The organism is Gordonia sihwensis (assembly GCF_029632925.1).
Taxonomy (GTDB): domain Bacteria; phylum Actinomycetota; class Actinomycetes; order Mycobacteriales; family Mycobacteriaceae; genus Gordonia; species Gordonia sihwensis.
Window position 1 is genome coordinate 341,806 of record NZ_CP121248.1, and the last position, 20,577, is coordinate 362,382.

Consider the following 20,577-nt stretch of genomic DNA (forward strand, 5'->3'; position numbering starts at 1 on the left):
CATGGGCGGGCTCGCCGCGGGACTGACGCGTGTCCGGATCCTCAATCTCCGGGAACTGGCCGGGCACAAGCTGCGGGTGGCGACGTCCCTGGCCGTGGTGCTGATCTCCTCGGCGCTGTTGGTGGCCGTCCTCGGCACGTACGGATCGATGTCGGAGTCGGTGCGGGAGTTCAGCGCCGCGGTGGCCGGCGACGCGACCGTGGAGGTGGCCGCGATCGCCGACAGCGGGGTGGACGCCGCGATCGCGGGCGAACTGCGCCGCGACGTGCCGGACGCCCGAGCCGTGGTACCCCTGGTGCGCGACACCGTGCTGCTCGACGGGCGCCCGACGGTGCTGCTGGGGTCGGATCTGAACGCGCTATCGCTGTCGAGCGGGCTGCGCGCGGCCGTCGGCGCCTCCGGCGGCGGAATCGACGCCGACCGCCTCGACGACGGGATCGTCGTCGGCGCGGCGACCGGTCTGCGCCAGGGGCAGCGACTGACCGTGTCGGGGATCCCGGTGACCGTGGTCCGAGTGGTCGACGACCAGGCCGCGACCGCGTTGAACGGCGGACGGTTCGTATTCGCCTATCTCGGTCTCGCGGAGCGTCTCGCCGGACTGAACGGTGCGGTCGACTCGATCCTCGTCGTCCCCGGCCCCGGCGTCCCGGAGGCCCGGTTGCGCGCGCAGGTCGCGCGGGTGGTCGACGGCCGCGCGAGCGTGGTGGATCCGGATTTCCGGGTCGCGCAGGTCGAGACGGCCAACTCGGTGACGCACGATTCCACCCTGCTCGTCTCGCTGGTCTCCCTGATCATCGCGGCCTTCCTGGTGTTCAACATGATGAACATGGCGGTCGCCTCTCGCAGGCAGTCGCTGGCGATGGTGCGGGCGCTCGGGGCGCGGCGCAGGCACCTCGTCGGCGATCTCCTGGCCGAGTCGGCGGTCCTGGGCCTCGTCGGCGGTGCGGCGGGGGTCCCGGTCGGGGTGCTCGCGGGACGGTGGATCGTCGGGCGGTTGCCGGACACGTCCGAGACCGTCGGGGTGGCCGTCGGGTATCACCTGCCGGCGTACGCACCGGTGGTCGCGGTGGCCGCCTGTGTGGTCGCATGCGTCGGCGCGACCGTCCTGGCGGCCAGATCGGTGTTCGCGGTGGCACCGGTGGAGGCGATGGTTCCGGGTGAGGCGGCAGACGCCCGGCCGCCGGCCGCGGGACTGCTGATCGCGAGCGGAGTCGCGGGGGCGGCGACGATCGCGGTGGCCTGGGTCGTCGCCGAGACGGTGCCGGGACGTGCCGCGATCGTCGCCGGCGCCGTCTACTCGGCCGGCGGGCTCCTTCTGTGCTTCGCGCTGATGCCGTTGCTGGTCCGGGCGGTGGTCGGTGCGTCGAACCGCCTGCGCGGACCCGGCCGGCTCGCCGCGGTCAACAGCGAACGCGCACCGCGCCGCGTGTGGGCCACCGTGATGACGGTGGCGGTGGCGATCGCCGTCGGCGTGGGTATCTCCGGTTCGCTGAACAACCTGATCGGGTCGATCTCCAGTTCGCTCACCGGGCTGTCGGACCCCGACTTCTACGTCTCCTCGCGCGACGCGGACTCGATGCCGCTCGGGCCCGCGCTCGACCCGGCCATCGCACAGGAGGTCCGTGCCGTTCCCGGCGTCACCGATGTGGTGGGCGGACAGTGGGCGACGGTCAACATCGCCGACGCGCGCGTCCTGCTCCAGTGCCTCGAACCGGGTGCCGCGGCGCCGTTCGTCCGCAAGTCCTCGCAGGATGCGGTCCGCGAGACCCTCGCCGGGCGGGGCATCCTGCTCTCCGAGGTCCTCGCACGATCACTCGGGGTGCGGGTGGGCGATACCGTTCGACTCGCGACCCCGTCCGGTTACCGCGAACTGGTGGTACGCGACATCGTCGACTACGTGGCCATCGACTCGGGGGTGGGCGCGGTGGCGAACCGGCTCCTGAACGAGTGGTTCCGGCGCGACGGCGATACCTACCTGCAGGTCACGGTGGCGCCGGGCGCCGATCACGAGCAGGTGCGCGAGCGGCTGACCGCGATCGCGGCGCGGCATCCGGGCCGCGGAGACTGGCCGGTCCATGTGTACACCGGGCAGGAGGCGCTCGTCGCTACCGAGCGGAGCGCCCAGCAGGCCGGTGCCTTCACCGTCGCGATCCAGTGGATCGTCGCCGGGGCCGCGGCCGTCGCGCTCCTGAACACGCTGCTGCTCTCGGTTCTGGAACGACGCCGGGAACTCGCTGTGCTGCGGGCGATGGGTGCCTCGCGTCGCTTCGTGTCGCGGATGGTGCTCAGCGAGGCCGCGTCGATCGCGCTGGTCGGCGCGGTGACCGGGCTGATACTCGGCAGCGGACTGCATGTGCTGGCCGACGTGATCCTCACACAGACCACGTCGATCGACATCCGGTACGCGCCGCAGTGGAGCGCCTTCGGTTACGTGGCGATCCCGGTGCTGCTCTGTCTGCTCGGCGCCGGGGTGCCCGCGATGCGGGCCTCGCGGATGAACATCTCGACTTCGCTTGTGGACGACTGAAGAATTGTCAATTTTTCTTGACAGGGCAATTCCGTCAAGATAAATTGACATCATGCACACAGACGAAAGCGTGAACAACCCCGATCCGATGGTTCGGTCGGCGGCCAGCGCCGACCCGGCGACGGGATTGAGTGTGGTTCGGGCGTTGCGGACTCTCGCCGACCGGCTCGAAGACGTCCATGTGGCTTCGGCGAGGTCGCAGGGATGGAGTTGGCAGGCGATCGCCGATGTCCTGCAGATCAGTCGTCAAGCGGTGCATCAGAAGCACTCGTATCGAGAGGCCGCGGAAGCGGCCGGAAAGGACGGCAACGATGTTTGACCGTTTCAACTCAGACGCACGCGCGAGCTTCATGTTCGCGGTGCAGGAGGCCAAAGACCTCGGAAGCCGGCAGATCGGCACCGACCACCTGATCCTCGGAATGCTGTGCAATGCTCGCAGTCCGCTGTTCACCGTGCTCACCGACCAGGGTCTGACTCTGGCGGAGGCACGGAAGGTGGTGCGAAACGACGACGACGGTCCCGTCGAGGACGTTCGCGACCGCTACGAAGAGGACCGGGAGGCCCTGCGCAGCATCGGCATCGACCTCGACAAGGTGCGCGAGGCGGTCGGCGACCGCTTCGGAGAGGACCTGTCGGAGGGCTGGGGGCAGCGCCCCGAGCGCGGCCGCGGCCGCGGCGGGCGGCCCCATCACGGACGTCCGCATGGGGGACCGGCATCGTTCGACGGCCCCGGTTTCCAGGCCCAGTTCGGTCCGGACGGAATCTGGTTCGGCGCCTGGGAGGGCGGCCGTGGACGCCGGGGTCCGCGTGGCCGCGGTCGCGGCGGCCGAATGTCGGAGGCGGCCCGCGAGGCGCTCCGCAGGGCCGCGATGACGGCCCGGGCCGAGAACGAGCGGGAACTCACCGTGGAACGAGTCCTCTTGGCGATCCTCGACGGCGCCGACCCGGCGGCGACCGCCGTGGTGGAGTCGGCCACGACCGTCGACGACCTGCGTGCCGCGGTGACGGCGCTGCTGCCCGAGGGCACCACCGCCGGCTGACGCCAGCCCATCGGGCTCGTCCTATGTCAGGGCGAGCCCGATCGCCGTCGCCACGGACCACACGAGCATCGCGATGCCGGTCAGCGCGAGCACCGGGATCAGGTCGCGTCCCTGGGCGCCGCCCAGGACCAGTCGCACCGGTTTGACGAGGGGGACGATCACCAGCAGGCCGGCAGCGGCGGCGGGGGCGACGACTGCGACGGCGACGCTGACGATCACCGGGATCACGCAGAGGAGCAGGTAGAACGTCCGGGTCCGGCGGTCGCCGAGCCGGACAGCGAGAGTGATCTTGCCCGATTCGGTGTCGCTCGGGATGTCGCGCAAGTTGTTCGCGACGAGGACTCCGCTCGAGAGGCTGCCGACGGCCACAGCGCAGCCGGCGCCGATCCAGTCCACGGAGCCCGCGGCGACGAACTGCGTACCGAGCACCGCGACGAGACCGAAGAACACGAACACGGCTATCTCACCGAAGCCGAGGTAGCCGTAGGGTCGCTTGCCTCCGGTGTAGAACCACGCGCCGGCGATGCAGACCGCTCCGACGAGCACCAGCCACCAGGCCGTCGCCACGGCGAGGACGAGTCCGCAGACCGCGCCGATGCCGAGTGAGATGAGCGCCGCGGTCTTGACCGCTCGCGGGCTCGCCAGGCGGGAACCCACCAGGCGCAGCGGACCGACGCGGTCGTCATCTGTGCCACGAATTCCGTCGGAGTAGTCATTGGCGAAGTTGACGCCTACGATCAGCGCCAGTGCGACGACCAGTGCGAGACCGGCCTTCCACCAGGTGACGTCACCGAGGTGGACGGCCGCGCCGGTCCCGGCGACCACCGGGGCGATCGCGTTCGGCAGGGTGCGCGGTCGTGCGCCTTCGATCCACTGAGTCACTGTTGCCACAGGCCACATCATCTCATCCCGGTGTCCCCAGGTCTGGTGTCGGTCACTCGACCGTCACTCTTCCAGGGACTGTCCGCGCAGGTCACGGCATGTTCTCATAGAATGCTGTCAGGTGCGTCCGAGGCTCGGTGCCGCGGACGCACAGTTCTGCGTCGGGGGAGAGAATCATGAAGCGCACACTTGCCACGTCGACGGCGATCTGCGGAATCTGTCTCGGACTGGCCGCGCCCGCCGCGGTCGCCGCGACACCCACTCCGGTCTTCCTGCCGTCGGTCGCCACTGCCGGTCCGGCGGTCACCGAGTACACCGATGTGCTCGGTGACTGGGTCCAGGGGGCGGACGACGACGCGCACGTCGTCGTCGTTCCCGGGACGGATGACGTCCGCTATCCGCGGATCAACGGAATCGTCGGGGGCCGTGAGTCGACGATCGTGACCTACCCCGAATCGTTCGGCCCGATCATCTCCGGGAAGTCGGGTCGGCTGCTGCCCTTCTTCGCGCCGACCTACGACCAGTCGCGCGACGTCGGCACCGCGAACACCCTCAGCGTGATGCGGGCGTTCCAGGACGCCGATCGGGTGGTGGTCTACACCGGTTACTCGCAGGGTTCCGACGCACTGGGCAACGCCGTGGAGCAGGCGGCAGAGGAGGGGCTGCTCGGATCCGACAGCACCATCCTGCTCGTCTCCGATCCGCGCGGGCCCTGGGGACTGAAATCGCGGCTGAGCCGAACCCCGTTCGCGACGCCGCTGATGGGCTTGTTCGGAGTCGACAACGACGGTGCCCGCAACCCCGCCGACTCCGCCGAGGTGAAGGTCGTTCAGGTCATCGTGCAGGGCGACCCCGTCGCCCACACACAGTGGATCTGGTACCGCCCCGTGGCTTCGGTCCTGGTCAACGCGGCGGGCTTCCTCGCGATCCACTCCGATCCGGGCGAGTACACCTATGCGCACATCGAGAACCTCGAGCACGTCAAGACCTTGCAGAGTGTCGAGGGGAACACCACCTACGAGATCTACGACACGTACCACCCGCTCGCGCTGCTGACCGCGATGGTCTATCGGGCGGTCGGGATCCAGGTGTCCCAGGAGCGGCTGGAGAAGTGGGACCGGGCAGCGGAGTCCTTCTATCCGACTCATGAGATCACCGCCGGCGATGCGGATCCGAAGGCTCCGGTGGTCGACGTCCCGCTCTCCTCCGGCGGAGCGCACCGGCTGCTCGACGCGAACGGCGAATGGGCCGAGCCGCAGCAGCGGGACGGTGCGACGTCGGACGGGCCGCGCCATGCGGCTCCCGAGACGGCCAGCGCACCCGAGACGAGCACGGTGGAGACCGCCCCCGAGGCGATTGCACCTGAGAGCAGTGCGTCCGAGAGCAGTCCGGGTGAGAACAGTGCGCCCGCGACGACTGCGCCCGAGACCGGTGTCGTCCTCCCGTCGTCGCAGTCCGACGACGCGGCCGAAACCGGTGCCGCGGAGGCGGACTCCGCGAACACGGCGGACCCCGCCGAGGAGCCGACCGACGTTCCCGCGGCGGCGTGATGCGTCAGGCGAACCGTTCGCGCAACGCCCGGCGATTCACCTTGCCGGGCCCGCGCAGCGGCAGTTCTCCGACGGTGAACACCGCGCGGGGGGCCGCGTAGCGGTCGAGGCGGTCGGAGACGAACTCGCGGACGTCGTCGAGTCCGGGGCGCCGGGCTCCGGCGACGGGGACGATCACCGCGATCACCTTCTCGCCGAGCCGCTCGTCGGGGACGCCCAGGACCGCGCAGTCGGCGACGCCGGGCATCTCGCCCAGGACCGTCTCGACCACCTGCGGGACCACGGTGAGGCCGCCGGTGGTGATCGACTCGTCCGCCCGGCCGACGATGCGCAGAACACCGTCGTCGAGGACGCCGAGGTCGTCGGTGCGGAACCATCCGGGTTCGGCGAACGCCGGGTGGTCGGGCATGTTGCGGTAGCCGCGGGCCAGCGTCGCGCCGCCGAGGACCACCCGGCCGGGTTCGGCGCCGCCGGATCCGTCGATCCGGACCGTCGCGCCCGGCAGGGGCACGCCGTCGTACACGCAACCGCCGGCGGTCTCGCTCATCCCGTAGGTGCGGACGATCGGCAGGCCGGCGTCGAGTGCGCGGGCCAGGAGTGCCGGCGGGGTGGCCGCGCCGCCGACGAGAACGGCGTCCAACCGGCCCAGCGCTGCGACCGCGGCAGGCACGTCGAGAGCCTTGCGCAGTTGAGTCGGGACCAGCGAGGTGTATCGGCGGTCACCGGGCATGGCGGCGACGAGTCCGGGCAGTGCGGACGGGTCGAATCCGGCCGCGAGATCGAGTACGACGGGATCGTGACCGGCGGCGAGGGACCGCAGCATCACCTGCAGTCCCGCGATGTGGTGCGGCGGAAGCGCGAGCAGCCAGCTGCCCGGGCCGCCGAGCACGTCGGCCGTCGCCGTCGCGGAGGCGCGCAGGGAGGCGGCCGTGTGCACCGCGCCCTTCGGAGTGCCGGTGGTCCCTGAGGTGGACACGACGAGCGCGGCGTCGTCGTCGATGGGCTCGCCGAGCGCCAGGGCGTGCGAGAGCCTCTGCGTCTCGGCGGCGTCGCCGGCGGGAAGCGGGAGATAGGCGGCGTCGCCGTCCAGGAGTGCCAGCAGGTCGCGGCGGGCCTCGAGGACGGCCGGTCCCGCCGGCAGTTCGAGCGGTTGCAGGACTCTCAGGACGGTTCCTCCGGGTTCTCGGGCCGATCGGGCGGCGCGAGCGGCTCGTCGTCGAAGGGCCACTCCGCTGCCTTCAGAGTCTGCCGTACCCGGTCGACGTCCTCCTGGCGGGGGAGTTCCTGAGTGACCTTGGAGATCTCGACGCCCACATCGATCCGGTTGATCGGCTCCGGAGCACGCGTGTCGACGAGCTCGAGAGCGACCTGCCTGATCTCGTCCTCGGTGAGCTGTCGGCGCAACAGCGCCAAGAGCGGCTGATAGTCGCGGCTCGGCACCCCCTCGGGATAGCCGGCGCGCAGCCAGCGGACCACGCCGCTCAGGAAGGAGGGGCGATCCATACTCCTCCGTTCAGTCCGATACCGGGACGCGATCGGTGAGCGGCCAGCCGGCGGCCGCGAGTCGTGCGGCGACCTGCCGCGTCTCCTCCTCGGACGGCGCCTGCTCGGTGACGGCGTGGATCGCGTCGCGGATCCGCTCGGGAGTCGCGGGAGTCTCGGTGCCGTGCTCCAGCGCGAGGCTCAGGATCACATCGGTGATCTCGCTCTCCGACAGAACCGGTCGGAGCAGTGCGAGCAGCGGCGGAAACTCGGTGGCGGGGACGCCTTCGGGGTACCCGGCGCGGATCCACTTGATGACGTTCTCAAACAGCGATGGGGGCATGGTGTCTCCTCGTGTCTTAGCGGTCGCGCAGCGGTCAGCTCTTGTAGGCGAAGTCCGGGAAGATCCTGAGATCGAAGTAGTAGTTCAGGGTCTGCCGGCAGATCCAGAGGATGCCGACGACGATGACGGCCGCGGTGAGGGCGAACATCAGGTATCCGATGATGCGGAGGACTGGGTTCGCGGGCTTGCCGAGATCGCCGTGCCCGGCTGCCTCCAGGCGCATACCGACGGCGAACAGTGCGGGCAGACCGGCGCCGAACAGCAGCCCGACGGCGAGAACCTTGGTGATGGCGGAGACGATGTCCATGGAGGTGCCTTTCGCGGAAACTGGGTTCAGGACTGTTCGGTGGCTGCGGGAACCGGCGAGTTCGTCGTCTCGTCCCAGTCGGCGTTGACGTTGTCGGCGTCGACCTTCTGCTGCTGAGCCCGGTAGTACATGTAGCCGGAGAGCCCGGCGAGGATCAGGAAGATGACGATCGCGCCCGGTGCGCCGCCGATCAGGCTGGCGAGCCAGTAGCAGAGGGCGCCGACCGCGGCGGCGGCCGGAAGTGTGGTGATCCAGGCGACGGCCATGCGGCCGGCGACGCCCCAGCGGACCTCCGCGCCCTTCTTGCCCAGTCCGCTGCCCAGGATCGACCCGGTCGCCACCTGAGTGGTCGAGAGCGCCATGCCGGCAGCGGAGGAGGTGAGGATGATCGCGGCCGACGAGGCCTCCGCGGCCATGCCCTGCGGAGCCTGGATCTCGACCAGTCCCTTGCCGAGCGTGCGGATGATGCGCCAACCGCCGATCCAGGTGCCCAGTGCGATCGCCCCGGCACACGAGAGGACCACCCAGAACGGCAGACCGTGAGCCACGCTGCCCGAATCCAGATGACCGGTGGCGATCAGGGCGAGGGCGATGACGCCCATCGTCTTCTGCGCGTCGCCGGTGCCGTGTGCGAGGGAGACCAGCGAGGCCGAGGCGATCTGACCGTTGCGGAAACCGCGTTCGCGCTTGCTCTCCGAGATGCCGTTGGAGATGGCGTAGATGATGAGTGTGCCGACCGAAGCCACGATGCATGCGATCACCGGAGCGAAGAGCGCGGGGACGATCACCTTCGCGAGGATCCCGTGCCAGTTGATGCCCGAGGTTCCGATCGCCGCCAGACCCGAGCCGATCAGGCCGCCGAACAGCGCGTGCGACGAACTGGACGGCAGACCGAAGAGCCACGTGAACAGATTCCAGAGAATCGCGCCGATCAGACCGGCGAAGATGATGATCAGCGCCTTGTTCGCGTCGAGACCGGCGACGAGTTCACCCTTGGCGTCACCGGACGTCTGCTGAATGTTCAGCACGTCCTTGGTGATGGTGGCGGCGACCTCGACCGAGAGGAACGCGCCGACCAGGTTGAGGATCGCGGAGAGACCGACCGCGACCTTCGGCTTCAGAGCGCCGGTCGCGATGGACGTCGCCATCGCGTTGCCGGTGTCGTGGAACCCGTTCGTGAAGTCGAAGCCGAGGGCTGTGACGATCAACAGCACGAGGATGAGCATCTCTGCGGTCATGCGACCACTATGACCGGGGAACCGTGGGTCGAGTCAACTCGCCCAAGGTCCGACTTTTGTGCTCTGACCTGCTACTTTCTGGTCTCCGGAGGTGCGTTAACGGAAAGTTCATCTGTCGGTGGGCTTCGCGCCACCGGGAGTTGCCGGTTGTTTCCGACGTCCCGGTGGAACGAAGGTGACCGGCAGGTGAACGCGGCCTCCGATCAGGTGGCGGCCGGACGCGGGCGGTCTCGCCGATCGCCGGTGAAAAACGTGTGCCAGAATCAGCCCATGACGCCGATGACGCTGGGCATGCCCATCAACTACGCGGGCGACTTCCGCGAGACCATCGATAATCTCCGGGACTTCGAGGGGGTCGGCGTCAGCCGGGTCACCGTACCCGAGGCCTACAGTTTCGACGCGGTCAGTCAGCTCGGGTACATCGCCGCGCGCACCGAGACGATGGAACTGCAGACCGGCATCCTGCCGATGTACTCGCGCACGCCGACCAATCTCGCCATGACGGCGGCCGGCCTCGACTACATCAGCGGCGGTCGTGCGGTTCTCGGCATCGGTGCCTCCGGTCCGCAGGTGATCGAGGGCTTCCACGGAGTCAAGTACGACTTCCCGCTCGGCCGGGCGCGCGAGAACGCCGAGATCTGCCGGAAGGTGTGGCGCCGCGAGCGCGTCGAGTACCGCGGTAAGCACTACCAGCTGCCGCTGACGAAGGAGGACGGCGGCAGCGGGCTCGGCAAGGCGTTGAAGATCATCAACCACCCCGTCCGTGACCGCATCCCGATGCTGCTCGCGGCGATCGGGCCCAAGAACGTCGAACTGGCCGCCGAGATGTTCGAAGAACTGCAGCCCTTCCTTTACCACCCCGACTACGTCGAGGCCGCCTTCGGTGAATCGCTGGCGGCAGGCAGGGCCAAGCGCGACCCGGATCTGCCGGAACTGCGCATCGTCATTCAGGCCAGTGCGCTGATCACCGAGGACGCCGACGAGATCGCGGCGGCGGAGAACGCGGTGCGGCACCACTCGGCGCTGTACATCGGCGGCATGGGAGCCCGCGGCAAGAACTTCTACAACTCGCTGGTCCAGCGGTACGGCTACGTCGACGAGGCCGCGCTGATCCAGGATCTGTATCTGGACGGCCGCAAGGACGAGGCCGCCGCGGCGATTCCCCAGGATCTGATCGACGCGATCAGCCTCATCGGTCCGCGGTCGAAGGTCGCCGAGCAGGTCGAGCGGTTCCGTGCCAGCGGTGTCGGCGTGCTGCTGGCCTCGCCGGCCGCCGCGTCCCACAACCGCCGGGTGGAGGACATGCGGGTGTTGAAGGAACTCATCGGCTGAGCCCGGCCCGTCAGGTCCGCGCGGGTGCGGCGGCGGCGCGGCGCAGTCGTGCCGCGCCGAGGAAGCCCAACGCGAGGAATGCGACGGCGACCACCATCGACCATCGGGTGGCGTCGGCGAATCCCTCCGAGAGTGCGCCGACCGCGGCGTCGGTCCGGTCGCCGAGCGGGCTGTGGACCCCCTCGGCGCGCAGCATCGTGATGGTGGTGCCCGCTGACTCGCGGGTGGCGGCGGCCACCTGGTCCGCGGCGGGACCGCTGAATCCGGCGTGGTCGAGTGCGGTCGGCAGGGTCGTCGCGAGTGCCACCGACAGCGCCGCGCCGGCGAAGGCCGTGCCCAGTGCCGATCCGACCTGCCGGACCGTGCTCTGGGTGGCCGACGCCTGACCGGAGTCGTCCACCGGAACGTCGCGGAGGACGGTCCCGGTGAGTTGAGCCGAAGCCAGCCCCAGACCGAGGCCGTAGAGGATCAACGGCAGCGCGATGATCCAGCCGGAGGTCGAGCTCCCGATCACCACGACGAGGATCAGGACCCCCGCGACTTCGAGACCGAGGCCGAGCAGCACCACGGCGGGGGCACCGAGCCTGGCCGCGAGGTGTCGTGCCATGGCGCCGGAGACGAAGGCTCCGATCGCCATGGCCGCCAGGACCAGGCCGGCCTGCATCACGTCGAGGCCGAGCGCATTCACGAGGTACAGCGGCAGCGCGAAGATGATGCCGAACTCTCCGACCGCCACTGCGGCGGCGGTGACATTGCCCCACGAGAACGTGGGCAGGCCGAACAGCCGGAGGTCGAGGATCGCCGACCGCCCGTTGTTCCGGCGATGACGCTCCCAGACGACGAACAGGACCAGAGCCGACGCCGCCACCGCGAAGGCCACCGGGACGATCGAGATCGGCGCCTGCTCGGGCCACCTCCATCCGAACACCTTCAGCTCGCCCTTCGGCGTCCACCAACCCAGGTCGGGCCCTTCGATCACGGCGAACACCAGTGCGCCGAAACCGATCATGCTGAGCATCGCGCCGTCGACATCGGCGCCGGGCCGATCGTCGCCGCCCTTCGATTCGGACACCGTGAAGATCGCGGCGATCGCCACGACGAGACCGAGCGGCAGATTGACGAGGAAGATCCAGTGCCACGACGCCCATTGGGTCAGGGCGCCGCCCGCGAGCGGTCCCACCGCCGCCGCGCCGGAGATCACCGCACCCCAGACACCGAAGGCTGCGGCCCGGTAGCGACCGCGGAAGACGGCGTTCACCGTGGAGAGGGTCGAGGGCATGATGAACGCCGCGCCGACCGCCTGGACCGCACGGGCCGCAATCAGCGTGCCCGCCGACCCGGAGGCGGCGGCGAGCAGACTGCCGGCGACGAAGACGGTGAGTCCGAACAGGAACATCCGTTTGCGGCCCCAGCGGTCGGCGAGTCGGCCCGTCGAGAGCAGCAGTGCCGCCAACACCACCGCGTACAGACTGTTGACCCATTGGGCGTCGGTGAGGTCGAGACTCAGGTCGCTGATGATCGCCGGCAGCGCGACGCCGACGATCGTTCCGTCGAGCACGATCAGGCCCAGCCCGACCGACAGGACGGCGAGGCCGATCCAGTCCCGGCGGGTGGGCGCTGAGGTGTTCGCGGGCAGGGTGGAACTGGGGGGAGCACCTGTCATGCGTCGATCTCACCAGATCGACCGGCTGCGCGGACCGTGTCTTGGTGTTAGGCCAAGATCAATCAGAAGGTGGATGCGGGGGCGGTCTCAATACTGGCGGGTCTAGTAGTAGTACGGGAACGAGTCCCAGTTCGGATCACGCTTCTCCAGGAAGGCGTCCCGGCCCTCGACCGCCTCGTCGGTCATGTAGGCCAGACGCGTGGCCTCGCCGGCGAAGACCTGTTGACCCATCAGCCCGTCGTCGGTCAGGTTGAACGCGAACTTCAGCATCCGCTGCGCGGTGGGCGACTTGGAGTTGATCTTCCGTGCCCATTCGATGGCCGTGTTCTCAAGTTCTGCATGATCGACGACGCGGTTCACGGCGCCCATCTGATGCATGGTCTCGGCGTCGTAGGCCTCGCCCAGGAAGAAGATCTCGCGGGCGAACTTCTGGCCGACCTGCTTGGCGAGGTAGGCGCTGCCGTAACCGGCGTCGAAGCTGCCCACGTCGGCGTCGGTCTGCTTGAACCGGGCGTGTTCCCGGGACGCGAGGGTCAGATCGGCGACCGCGTGCAGCGAATGGCCGCCGCCCGCGGCCCAGCCGTTGACGACCGCGATGACGACCTTCGGCATGGTGCGGATCAACCGCTGGACTTCGAGGATGTGCAGTCGTCCGCCCTCGGCCTTGACCCGCGCCTCGTCCACTCCGTCGACGGTCGCCGCGGTGACATCGGAATCGTGGCTGGTGGCGTACTGGTAACCGCTGCGGCCGCGGATGCGCTGGTCGCCGCCGCTGCAGAAGGCCCAGCCGCCGTCCTTGGGCGACGGGCCGTTGCCGGTCAGAAGCACTGTGCCCACGTCCGGGGTCCGACGCGCGTGGTCGAAGGCTCGATAGAGCTCGTCGACCGTGTGCGGTCGGAAGGCGTTGCGGACCTCGGGCCGGTCGAACGCGATGCGGACGATGCCGTTGGCGCGGCCTTCACCGGTGTGCCGGTGGTAGGTGATGTCGGTGAGGTCCTCGAAACCGGGGACGGTGCGCCATGCGGACGGGTCGAAGGGGCTGGAGTCGGTCGTCATGTCTTCCGAGCCTAGTTGGAGCCCGGTCGGCGCGAGTCGGCGTGGGCGGCGACGGTGACGGGGTGGTCTGCCGGCACCGATGCAGTGGCGCTCAAGTCCGTCGTTGGGAGTGCGACCTCCATCTTCTATTACCGATGTTCAGATGCTAGGTTCCAAACTGAGTGTCACTCCGATTTCTCGCGGAGGACGTGTCGATCAAGAAGCAGGAGGCTCGATGAACCAGCCCGTCGTGGTGTCGCAGGAAGGCGGCGTCGGCCGGTTGATCCTCAACCGCCCGAAGGCCATCAACGCCCTGAACGACGAGATGGTGGATCTGATGTCGGCCGCGCTGCGGAAGTGGCGCGAGGACGAGGCGGTGAAGGCGGTGGTGCTCTCCGGCGCCGGCGAGCGCGGACTGTGCGCCGGTGGCGACATCGTGTCGATTCACCGCGACGCCAAGGCACTCGTCGAGGCCGGCGCCGGCGACGCAGAGGCTACGGCCTGCCCGTCTGCGGTGTTCTGGCGCGAGGAGTACCAGCTCAATTCCGAGATCGCGAAGTTCCCCAAGCCGTACGTCGCGCTGATGGACGGGATCGTCATGGGCGGCGGTGTCGGCGTCTCCGCACACGCCAACACCCGCGTGGTCACCGACCGCACCCGGCTCGCGATGCCGGAGACCGGTATCGGCTTCGTCCCCGACGTCGGAGGCACGCACCTTCTCTCGCAGATTCCGGACCGACTCGGCGTGTACCTGGGCCTCACGGCGGCCTCGATCAACGGCGCCGATGCCATCGCCCTCGGCATCGCGGACCATTACGTCCCCGCCGCAGATCTCGACGCCTTCGTCAAGGCCGTCTCCGCGACCACCGTCGACGAGGCGCTGGCCACCTACGCCCAGAAGCCGCCCGCGTCCGATCTGTACGCCCAGCGCGACTGGATCAACGAGGCCTTCGCCGCCGACAGCGTCGCCGAGATCGTCCGCCGCTGCGAGGCCGTCGGCACCGAAGCGGCGGAGAAGGCGGCCGCGACGCTCCGGGCCAAGAGCCCGACGACCCTCGCGGTGACGCTGCGGGCGCTCCGCAACCCGCTGCCGACTCTCGACGAGGCGCTCGCCCGCGAATACCGGGTGTCGGTGCGATGCGTCCGCAGCCACGACATGGCCGAGGGGATCCGGGCGCAGGTGATCGACAAGGACCGCAATCCGTCGTGGAGTCCCGCGGAGATCGGCGACGTCACCGAGGCCGACGTGGACGCCTTCTTCGCGCCGCTGCCCGAGGGGCTCGAACTCACCATTGTGAACCCGTGAACCTCATGCCCGACCGCACCCGACAGCCATTGGAGAACCGCAGATGACCGAGTACCAGACCATCCTCACCGAGACCGACGGCCGCGTCGCCGTCATCACCCTGAACCGTCCCAAGGCCCTCAACGCGCTGAACACCGAACTGATGGGCGAAGTGGTTGCGGCCGTGCGCGGCTTCGACGCGGACCCGGAGATCGGCGCCATCGTCATCACCGGCTCGGAGAAGGCCTTCGCCGCAGGCGCCGACATCAAGGAGATGCAGTCGAAGAGCTTCAGCGAGGTGGTCGGCCAGCAGTTCTTCGGCGCGTGGGACGAACTGTCGCGCACCCGCACTCCGATCATCGCGGCGGTTGCGGGCTACGCGCTCGGCGGCGGCTGCGAGTTGGCCATGCTCTGCGACATCATCATCGCCGGCGAGAACGCCAGGTTCGGTCAGCCCGAGATCAACCTCGGCGTGATCCCCGGGATCGGCGGATCGCAGCGACTCACCCGAGCAGTCGGCAAGGCCAAGGCGATGGACCTGGTCCTCACCGGGCGGCAGATGAAGGTTGACGAGGCGGAGCGGGCGGGTCTGGTGTCGCGCGTGGTTCCGACCGACGAGGTGGTCAGCACCGCTCGCGAGGTCGCGGCGACCATCGCGAGCAAGTCGTTCATCGCGGCGTCGTACGGCAAGGAAGCGGTGAACCGCGCGTTCGAGTCGAGCCTCACCGAAGGCGTCCGCGCCGAGCGGAGCCTGTTCTACTCGCTGTTCGCCACCGCCGATCAGACCGAGGGCATGGCGGCCTTCGTGGAGAAGCGGGAACCGGAATTCAAGCACCGCTGATGCGCGAGACGGGACCGGCGTCGTGACGGCGGCGCGGGGGCAGGCCGGATCGAAGAGCGACCGCACGCGCAGCGCCGTGCGTGCGGCCGCCGCGGAGTGCTTCGCGGAGTCGGGCTTTCAGGCGGCTACCACCGCCGAGATCGCCCGGCGTGCGGGAGTGTCGGAGGGCACCGTCTTCCTGCACTACTCCAGCAAACTCGGCCTGCTCACCGCCGTCACCCGGGAGTTCTACGAGGGGCTGCAGGGCCAGGCCGAGGCGGTTCTGGCGCAGGACGGCGCGACGCCGTCGGAACTGCTGCGCCGACTGGTCCACGATTGGTGTGCGGTGATGGCGACGCAGTGGGACCTGGTGCAGGTGTACATCCACACCGCCCAGGCGTTTCCCGGCACGGAGCTGGCGTCGGTCGTCATCGATTCCAACCGCCGCTACACGAGGCTGTACACCTCGGTCATCGACGACATGAAGCGGTGCGGAGAAGTGGACGCCTCGCTTCCGTCGGCGCTGGCGCGCGACATGATCTTCGGGACGCTGGAGCACAGCGCGCGCGGCCAGCGATACGCCGGGCGTCCGGTGCACACGGCAGATGTGGGACGGCAGATCGTCGATCTGCTGATCGGCACCGGCCACGCCGACGCCCGGCGGTCGTCCGACGACGAGAGGCTCGCTCGTATCGAGACCAAGATCGACAGGCTGCTGTCGCAGGGGGAAGTCTGAGCCGACCACAGGAGGCGGTCGCGCGGAAGATACGGTGAAACGATGACGGGCGCAACCGAACAGCAGTCGAGCACAGAGGCGTCGGAGACGTCACCGCACCAGGGCGGGTTCCGCGCCGACTTCGAGGTCACGACCGAACGCGGGGGACCGAGCTACGGCGAGATGGTCGAGCAGGTCCGCACGTTCATGGACAAGGTGCGGTACGCGTCGCCGACCCCCGAGTTGGCCGACGAGGTGATCGAGGACCTCAAGAAGCTCAACGCCAAGCTCGACACGACCCTCGTCGACGAGTGGACGTCACCGTCGGGGACCCGGATCGACCTGCCGTCGCGGGGCAACATCACCCTGCCGCCGTACGAGGTGCGCAACGGTGGGCCGGAGGGGGTGGACGCGGAGGTGATCTTCCGGCGGTTCCATCTCGGAGGCAACGGTGTGGCGCACGGAGGGCACGTCGCGGTCGCCTTCGACGACCTCGGTGGCATGGCTGCGGCTCTGCGAGCCGGCCGGCCGGCGCGGACCGCCTATCTGACGGTGAACTACCGGTCACTGACTCCGTTGGAGACGCCCCTCGTGCTGCGCACCTGGGTGCACGAACACGACGGTCGCAAGAACTTCGTCCGCGGCACGCTGCATGACGGCGACCGCCTGTGCGCGGAGATGGACGCACTCTTCATCGAGCTGAGGCCCGGTCAGGCGTAGCCGCGACGGGTCGGGCTCACGCCTTCAGTTCGTGCGCCTCGACGACGAAACCCGCCGCCTGCAAGCGATCGATCAACACATCGCCCATCGCCACCGCGGGGGTCAGGACGCCGGCGCGGTCGGGGAGCCGATCACGATCCAGAGCGAGAGCCAGCGATGCCTCGCCGAGCATCACGGCGGTCGCCTTGTATCCGGGGTCGCCGTGCGCGCGCATCTGTGAGCGATACCGGCGTCCGGTGGTCGTGGTGGTGAAGGTCTGGGTGACGAAGTTGCCCGTCTCGCGGGACTTCTCTCCGGGGCCGCTGCCGGGCTTGGGGAGCACCATGTCGAGGACCTTGCGGGTGGGCGCGAAGCTCATCGCGCCGAGGAATGCTCCGGTTCCGACGGTGACGATCCCGGCCAGTGCGGCCGACAGGCCGGGCACGCCGCCGACCGACATCGTCTCCTGGTAGCGGAACGCGTCACCGTACGCACCGTCGAGAAGGTAGTTCGAACGACGCACCACGCGGGTGTTGTAAGACGACATGAAGAACGGTGCGAGCGTGCCCCGCAGGCTCGGGTCGACCTTCTTCGCGTCGACCGGCGTCATATCGCTGGGCTCGGAGTTGAGGCCCGCGCGCGGAGTCTCACCCGACCCGCCGGAGAGTGCCTGCGGGTTCATGATCAGGCTTCTGGTCTCCGCGTCTTTCGCCATCTCTGCGATCACCCGGACCGAGTCGACCGTTCCGCCGGAGACGCCGCCGCGCAGCGACGTCACCACCATGGTGGTGTCGGTCATCTCGCCCGCGCCGTCTTCGGCGATCGTTCGGTGCAGCAGATACGCGCCGAGGTCGGACGGGACCGAATCGAATCCGCAGGAATGCACGATCCGCGCGCCGGACGCGGTGGCCAGTTCGTCGGCCTTGTCGATGGAGTGCCGGACGAACGGGACCTCGCCGGTGAGGTCGACGTAGTCGGTGCCTGCGGTCGCAGCAGCGATCACGAGATTCTCGCCGTAGCGCAGGTACGGACCCACCGTGGTGCAGACCACCTGCGTACGTGCGCACATCGCATCTAGCGACGACGGCGAGTCCGAGTCGGCCACGATCAGCGGCCAGTCGCGCGCGCGCTCGCCGAGGCGTCGTCGCACCGCGGCGAGTTTGGTCTCCGACCTCCCGGCGAGAGCGATGCGAGTGCTCGCCGGTGCATGGTCGGCGAGGTACTGGGCGGTGAGCTCACCGACGAAACCGGTGGCTCCAAACACGACGACGTCGAATTCGCGACTCATGGGGTCGACCCTACTGGCATCCCGACCGCCGACACGGTATCTACACCGCCGGCACGAACCATCCGCTTGCCTGTTCGATTCATCGATCCGTTGTGTCATACCCGATTGGTAGTGTTCTGGTAGGTCAAGAAAATATGGTGTGAGCAGCTGAAACACTCGGGGGAGGTGACAGCGATGACCGATCCGTTCACTGATTCGGTCGCGACTGTCGTCGCCATTGGTGCGCTGCCGGACCGGCCCGCGGAGTTGTTGGCGTTGATCGATGCCGCGGCGGTGAAGCTCGCTGAGACCTCGCTGTCGCCGGAGACCGAACCGGACCTGTTGGCGCACACGCAGACCGCCGAACGGATTCGGCGCCGCTGGGTCGGCGTCTCCGCTGCGCTGCTGGTGGAGGTCTCCGATCGCAATGCTCACCGCACCGCCGGCTGCCTGAATCCGCATCAATACCTGTCGCAAGGGCTGCGGCTGGGAACCCGGGAGGCGGGTCGGCGGTTGCGGATGGCTGAGGCGATCGGCGAGTTCTCCAACTTTCAAGGTGAAACCCTGCCTCCCCGCAAGCCCGCCACCGCCGCGTCGGTGGCGGCCGGGACTGTCGGCGCCGAACACGCGTTGGTGATCTCCGCGGTGCTGGCGAAAGTACCGGGCTGCATCTCGCCGGAGGTCAAAGCGCGTGCCGAGGCGGAGTTGGCCGACGCAGCCGTCGGGTTGAATCCGGATGATCTGGGCAAGGTCGGTGACCGCCTGCTCGCTCACCTGGACCCCGACGGGCAGGAGAGCGATCACGTCGACCGGCAACGCCGACGCGGAATCACCATCCTCCCGCAAGACCGACAACTCATGAGCAAAGTCCGCGGCGCCATGACCCCGGAACTACGCGCCAAGTTCGAAGTCATCCTCACCGCCTGGGCCGCACCCGGCATGAACAACCCCGCCGACCCCGACTCACTGACTGGAACCATTGACGCCGACGGCATCGACGCCGAGGCTTTGGCGGCGGCGCGGGGCCGGGATCTGCGCAGTGCCGCTCAGCGCACGCATGATGCGTTGCTGGCGTTGTGTGATTACGTTCTCGCCCACGGTGGACTCGGTGCACCGAGTCGGATACCGGCGGAGTTGGTCATCACCGTCACCGACCAAGAACTCGCCGCCCACGCCGGCATCGCCCTGACCGCCACCGGCACCCGGGTGCCGATCGGCGAACTCGTCCGGCTCGCCGCCGACGCTGTGCCGCACCTGGCGGTCTTCCGGAATCACACCAGCGAGGTCCTCTACCAGGGCCGTGGGGTTCGGTTTGCGAGTAAGGCGCAGCGGTTGGCGTTGTTCGCCCGCGCGACCGCGGTTGCACCGCCCCCGGCTGCGACCGCCCCTTCGCCCAAACTCAAGCCCATCACGCACCGGACTGGATCACCCCGGCCGGACGCACCGACATCGACGCCCTCGGCGCCGCGTGCGGGCGCCACAACCGCGCCGTCGGCACCAACCGCGGCCAATGGGAAACCACCATCCTCACCGACGGACCCCACACCGGACGCATGGCCTGGCGACCAGCCACCACCGAACAACCCTGGCGCCTGAACCCCATCCACCACGCCGGACAAGCGCGGTGCCTGCATCCGTCAGAACGGTACCGACGAGAATCGGGCCCACCACCGGAAAGACCTTCGGAACCCGGCGGACCCGCGAGCTACCGATTCCGGGCCCAGCCGAGCGAGAACGCCGCGAAGGGCTTCGGCGCCGCGTCGGCGTAAAAGGAGTCGAGCGCCACGATCTCCCAGCCCGCCTCGGCCAACATTGCGGGGATGTCGCGGGTCAGGTGGCATCCTCCGCCGAGACGCTTCTGGATCGGCTCCAGCCGGCGCTGCCATCGGCGTACGCCGGGGTCCGGAGCCCTGCCGTGCTCGAGGAAGGCGAGAATCCCGCCGGGTTTGACGACCCGTCGCAGCTCCGCGAGCGCCACGGGGAGTTCCGGAATGGTGCACATGGTGAACGTCGACAACGCCGAGTCGAACGAATCGTCGTCGAAGGGCAGCCGCTGCCCGTCCAGACCACCCCGCTCGATCGGCACGGACGACGCCGCGACCCGCGCGGCCCCGAGCCGCCAACCGGTATCACTCGGCTCCACCGCGGCGACACGCCTCACATCCGCCGGATACCGGCCGACGTTGAAGCCGGACCCGAAACCGATCTCCACCACATCGCGGGACAGCGGCTCGCAGGCCCGGCGCCGCAGATCGTCCATCGCGGGCATCCCGCAGGTCTTGACGATGATCCGCGGCAGCACGTGCTCGGAGTAGAAGCCCATGTGCCGACGATATTTCATGGCCGCTTCCGGAGGGCGCGGAGTCGGAGCCGACCTTCGGATCGGCTGCCT

19 protein-coding genes and 1 pseudogene are annotated in these 20,577 nt (G+C 69.0%); 10 read left to right on the top strand and 10 right to left on the bottom strand.

Features of this window, described 5'->3' with window-relative positions; all coding sequences use genetic code 11:
- The first annotated feature begins 1 nt into the window (after position 1).
- From P5P27_RS01685 to P5P27_RS01695, 3 genes are read left to right on the top strand one after another with little or no spacing between them, the layout of a single operon-like run.
- Positions 2-2,527: an FtsX-like permease family protein gene (locus P5P27_RS01685; RefSeq protein ID WP_278126097.1), complete on the top strand. Its 2,526-nt coding sequence runs from the start codon at positions 2-4 to the stop codon at positions 2,525-2,527.
- Between the two features lie 52 nt (positions 2,528-2,579).
- Positions 2,580-2,846, top strand: coding sequence for a hypothetical protein (locus tag P5P27_RS01690; RefSeq protein ID WP_006894326.1), 267 nt, complete (start codon positions 2,580-2,582; stop codon positions 2,844-2,846).
- On the top strand, positions 2,839-3,567 hold the full coding sequence (locus tag P5P27_RS01695; protein WP_006894327.1) for a Clp protease N-terminal domain-containing protein: 729 nt from the start codon (positions 2,839-2,841) through the stop codon (positions 3,565-3,567). The genes P5P27_RS01690 and P5P27_RS01695 overlap by 8 nt, the downstream gene beginning before the upstream one ends.
- 21 nt (positions 3,568-3,588) lie before the next feature.
- Here the strand turns inward: P5P27_RS01695 and P5P27_RS01700 are convergent, their stop codons facing one another.
- Positions 3,589-4,458 carry a 1,4-dihydroxy-2-naphthoate polyprenyltransferase gene (locus P5P27_RS01700; RefSeq protein ID WP_006894328.1) on the bottom strand — a complete coding sequence of 290 codons (870 nt, stop codon included), beginning with the start codon at positions 4,456-4,458 and terminating at the stop codon, positions 3,589-3,591.
- A gap of 167 nt (positions 4,459-4,625) precedes the next feature.
- Here P5P27_RS01700 and P5P27_RS01705 point away from each other — a divergent pair, with 167 nt between their 5' ends.
- The gene (locus tag P5P27_RS01705; protein WP_278126099.1) at positions 4,626-5,999 is read left to right on the top strand and encodes a PE-PPE domain-containing protein; all 1,374 of its coding nucleotides are present in this window, start codon (positions 4,626-4,628) and stop codon (positions 5,997-5,999) included.
- A 4-nt stretch (positions 6,000-6,003) separates the two neighbouring features.
- On the opposite strand, the gene menE is transcribed toward P5P27_RS01705, so the two are convergent.
- The 5 genes from menE to P5P27_RS01730 are packed head-to-tail and all read right to left on the bottom strand — an operon-like array spanning position 6,004 to position 9,369.
- Positions 6,004-7,164 (bottom strand): o-succinylbenzoate--CoA ligase, encoded by a 1,161-nt coding sequence (gene menE / locus P5P27_RS01710; protein WP_278127402.1) that lies wholly within the window; start codon positions 7,162-7,164, stop codon positions 6,004-6,006.
- Positions 7,161-7,502 (bottom strand): DUF3349 domain-containing protein, encoded by a 342-nt coding sequence (locus tag P5P27_RS01715; RefSeq protein WP_006894337.1) that lies wholly within the window; start codon positions 7,500-7,502, stop codon positions 7,161-7,163. Before P5P27_RS01715 ends, menE begins: the two co-directional genes overlap by 4 nt.
- Positions 7,503-7,512: 10 nt before the next feature.
- Positions 7,513-7,824 carry a DUF3349 domain-containing protein gene (locus P5P27_RS01720; protein WP_006894341.1) on the bottom strand — a complete coding sequence of 104 codons (312 nt, stop codon included), beginning with the start codon at positions 7,822-7,824 and terminating at the stop codon, positions 7,513-7,515.
- A gap of 34 nt (positions 7,825-7,858) precedes the next feature.
- Positions 7,859-8,131 (bottom strand): hypothetical protein, encoded by a 273-nt coding sequence (locus P5P27_RS01725; protein WP_006894343.1) that lies wholly within the window; start codon positions 8,129-8,131, stop codon positions 7,859-7,861.
- 26 nt (positions 8,132-8,157) lie between these two features.
- Positions 8,158-9,369, bottom strand: a complete 1,212-nt coding sequence (locus P5P27_RS01730; RefSeq protein ID WP_006894345.1) for an inorganic phosphate transporter — start codon at positions 9,367-9,369, stop codon at positions 8,158-8,160.
- A 270-nt stretch (positions 9,370-9,639) separates the two neighbouring features.
- Here P5P27_RS01730 and P5P27_RS01735 point away from each other — a divergent pair, with 270 nt between their 5' ends.
- Positions 9,640-10,701, top strand: coding sequence for an LLM class F420-dependent oxidoreductase (locus P5P27_RS01735; RefSeq protein ID WP_045538038.1), 1,062 nt, complete (start codon positions 9,640-9,642; stop codon positions 10,699-10,701).
- 10 nt (positions 10,702-10,711) lie between these two features.
- Here the strand turns inward: P5P27_RS01735 and P5P27_RS01740 are convergent, their stop codons facing one another.
- Positions 10,712-12,364, bottom strand: coding sequence for an MFS transporter (locus P5P27_RS01740; RefSeq protein WP_278126106.1), 1,653 nt, complete (start codon positions 12,362-12,364; stop codon positions 10,712-10,714).
- A 102-nt stretch (positions 12,365-12,466) separates the two neighbouring features.
- Complete coding sequence (locus tag P5P27_RS01745; protein ID WP_045538040.1) at positions 12,467-13,420, bottom strand: 1,4-dihydroxy-2-naphthoyl-CoA synthase; 954 nt, start codon at positions 13,418-13,420, stop codon at positions 12,467-12,469.
- A gap of 214 nt (positions 13,421-13,634) precedes the next feature.
- Between P5P27_RS01745 and P5P27_RS01750 the strand changes: the two genes are divergently transcribed.
- Genes P5P27_RS01750 through P5P27_RS01765 form a run of 4 tightly spaced genes read left to right on the top strand, consistent with a single transcriptional unit; the run spans position 13,635 to position 16,939 of the window.
- Positions 13,635-14,705, top strand: a complete 1,071-nt coding sequence (locus P5P27_RS01750; protein ID WP_278126108.1) for an enoyl-CoA hydratase/isomerase family protein — start codon at positions 13,635-13,637, stop codon at positions 14,703-14,705.
- A gap of 43 nt (positions 14,706-14,748) precedes the next feature.
- A complete protein-coding gene (locus tag P5P27_RS01755) occupies positions 14,749-15,525 on the top strand; it encodes an enoyl-CoA hydratase (RefSeq protein WP_006894353.1) in 777 nt (258 codons plus the stop codon).
- Between the two features lie 22 nt (positions 15,526-15,547).
- Positions 15,548-16,240: a TetR/AcrR family transcriptional regulator gene (locus P5P27_RS01760; protein ID WP_278126109.1), complete on the top strand. Its 693-nt coding sequence runs from the start codon at positions 15,548-15,550 to the stop codon at positions 16,238-16,240.
- A 42-nt stretch (positions 16,241-16,282) separates the two neighbouring features.
- On the top strand, positions 16,283-16,939 hold the full coding sequence (locus tag P5P27_RS01765) for a PaaI family thioesterase (RefSeq protein WP_006894355.1): 657 nt from the start codon (positions 16,283-16,285) through the stop codon (positions 16,937-16,939).
- 16 nt (positions 16,940-16,955) lie between these two features.
- On the opposite strand, the gene P5P27_RS01770 is transcribed toward P5P27_RS01765, so the two are convergent.
- Complete coding sequence (locus tag P5P27_RS01770) at positions 16,956-18,206, bottom strand: saccharopine dehydrogenase family protein (RefSeq protein ID WP_006894357.1); 1,251 nt, start codon at positions 18,204-18,206, stop codon at positions 16,956-16,958.
- Positions 18,207-18,380: 174 nt separating this feature from the next.
- Between P5P27_RS01770 and P5P27_RS01775 the strand changes: the two are divergent.
- Positions 18,381-19,954 (top strand): annotated as a pseudogene (locus P5P27_RS01775) (HNH endonuclease signature motif containing protein).
- Here P5P27_RS01775 and P5P27_RS01780 read toward each other — a convergent pair.
- The gene (locus P5P27_RS01780) at positions 19,891-20,508 is read right to left on the bottom strand and encodes a class I SAM-dependent methyltransferase (RefSeq protein WP_006894361.1); all 618 of its coding nucleotides are present in this window, start codon (positions 20,506-20,508) and stop codon (positions 19,891-19,893) included. The pseudogene P5P27_RS01775 and the gene P5P27_RS01780 sit on opposite strands and share 64 nt — an antisense overlap.
- Between the last annotated feature and the right edge of the window lie 69 nt (positions 20,509-20,577).

Excerpts from the sequence above, each read along its gene's own strand:
- P5P27_RS01690 (WP_006894326.1), top strand. The coding sequence starts at position 2,580 with ATGCACACAGACGAAAGCGTGAACAACCCCGATCCGATGGTTCGGTCG.
- P5P27_RS01715 (WP_006894337.1), bottom strand. The coding sequence starts at position 7,502 with ATGGATCGCCCCTCCTTCCTGAGCGGCGTGGTCCGCTGGCTGCGCGCC.
- P5P27_RS01730 (WP_006894345.1), bottom strand. The coding sequence starts at position 9,369 with ATGACCGCAGAGATGCTCATCCTCGTGCTGTTGATCGTCACAGCCCTC.
- P5P27_RS01695 (WP_006894327.1), top strand. The coding sequence starts at position 2,839 with ATGTTTGACCGTTTCAACTCAGACGCACGCGCGAGCTTCATGTTCGCG.
- P5P27_RS01755 (WP_006894353.1), top strand. The coding sequence starts at position 14,749 with ATGACCGAGTACCAGACCATCCTCACCGAGACCGACGGCCGCGTCGCC.
- P5P27_RS01705 (WP_278126099.1), top strand. The coding sequence starts at position 4,626 with ATGAAGCGCACACTTGCCACGTCGACGGCGATCTGCGGAATCTGTCTC.
- P5P27_RS01735 (WP_045538038.1), top strand. The coding sequence starts at position 9,640 with ATGACGCCGATGACGCTGGGCATGCCCATCAACTACGCGGGCGACTTC.
- P5P27_RS01720 (WP_006894341.1), bottom strand. The coding sequence starts at position 7,824 with ATGCCCCCATCGCTGTTTGAGAACGTCATCAAGTGGATCCGCGCCGGG.
- P5P27_RS01745 (WP_045538040.1), bottom strand. The coding sequence starts at position 13,420 with ATGACGACCGACTCCAGCCCCTTCGACCCGTCCGCATGGCGCACCGTC.
- P5P27_RS01765 (WP_006894355.1), top strand. The coding sequence starts at position 16,283 with ATGACGGGCGCAACCGAACAGCAGTCGAGCACAGAGGCGTCGGAGACG.
- P5P27_RS01725 (WP_006894343.1), bottom strand. The coding sequence starts at position 8,131 with ATGGACATCGTCTCCGCCATCACCAAGGTTCTCGCCGTCGGGCTGCTG.
- P5P27_RS01740 (WP_278126106.1), bottom strand. The coding sequence starts at position 12,364 with ATGACAGGTGCTCCCCCCAGTTCCACCCTGCCCGCGAACACCTCAGCG.
- P5P27_RS01750 (WP_278126108.1), top strand. The coding sequence starts at position 13,635 with ATGAACCAGCCCGTCGTGGTGTCGCAGGAAGGCGGCGTCGGCCGGTTG.
- P5P27_RS01685 (WP_278126097.1), top strand. The coding sequence starts at position 2 with ATGGGCGGGCTCGCCGCGGGACTGACGCGTGTCCGGATCCTCAATCTC.
- P5P27_RS01780 (WP_006894361.1), bottom strand. The coding sequence starts at position 20,508 with ATGGGCTTCTACTCCGAGCACGTGCTGCCGCGGATCATCGTCAAGACC.
- P5P27_RS01770 (WP_006894357.1), bottom strand. The coding sequence starts at position 18,206 with ATGAGTCGCGAATTCGACGTCGTCGTGTTTGGAGCCACCGGTTTCGTC.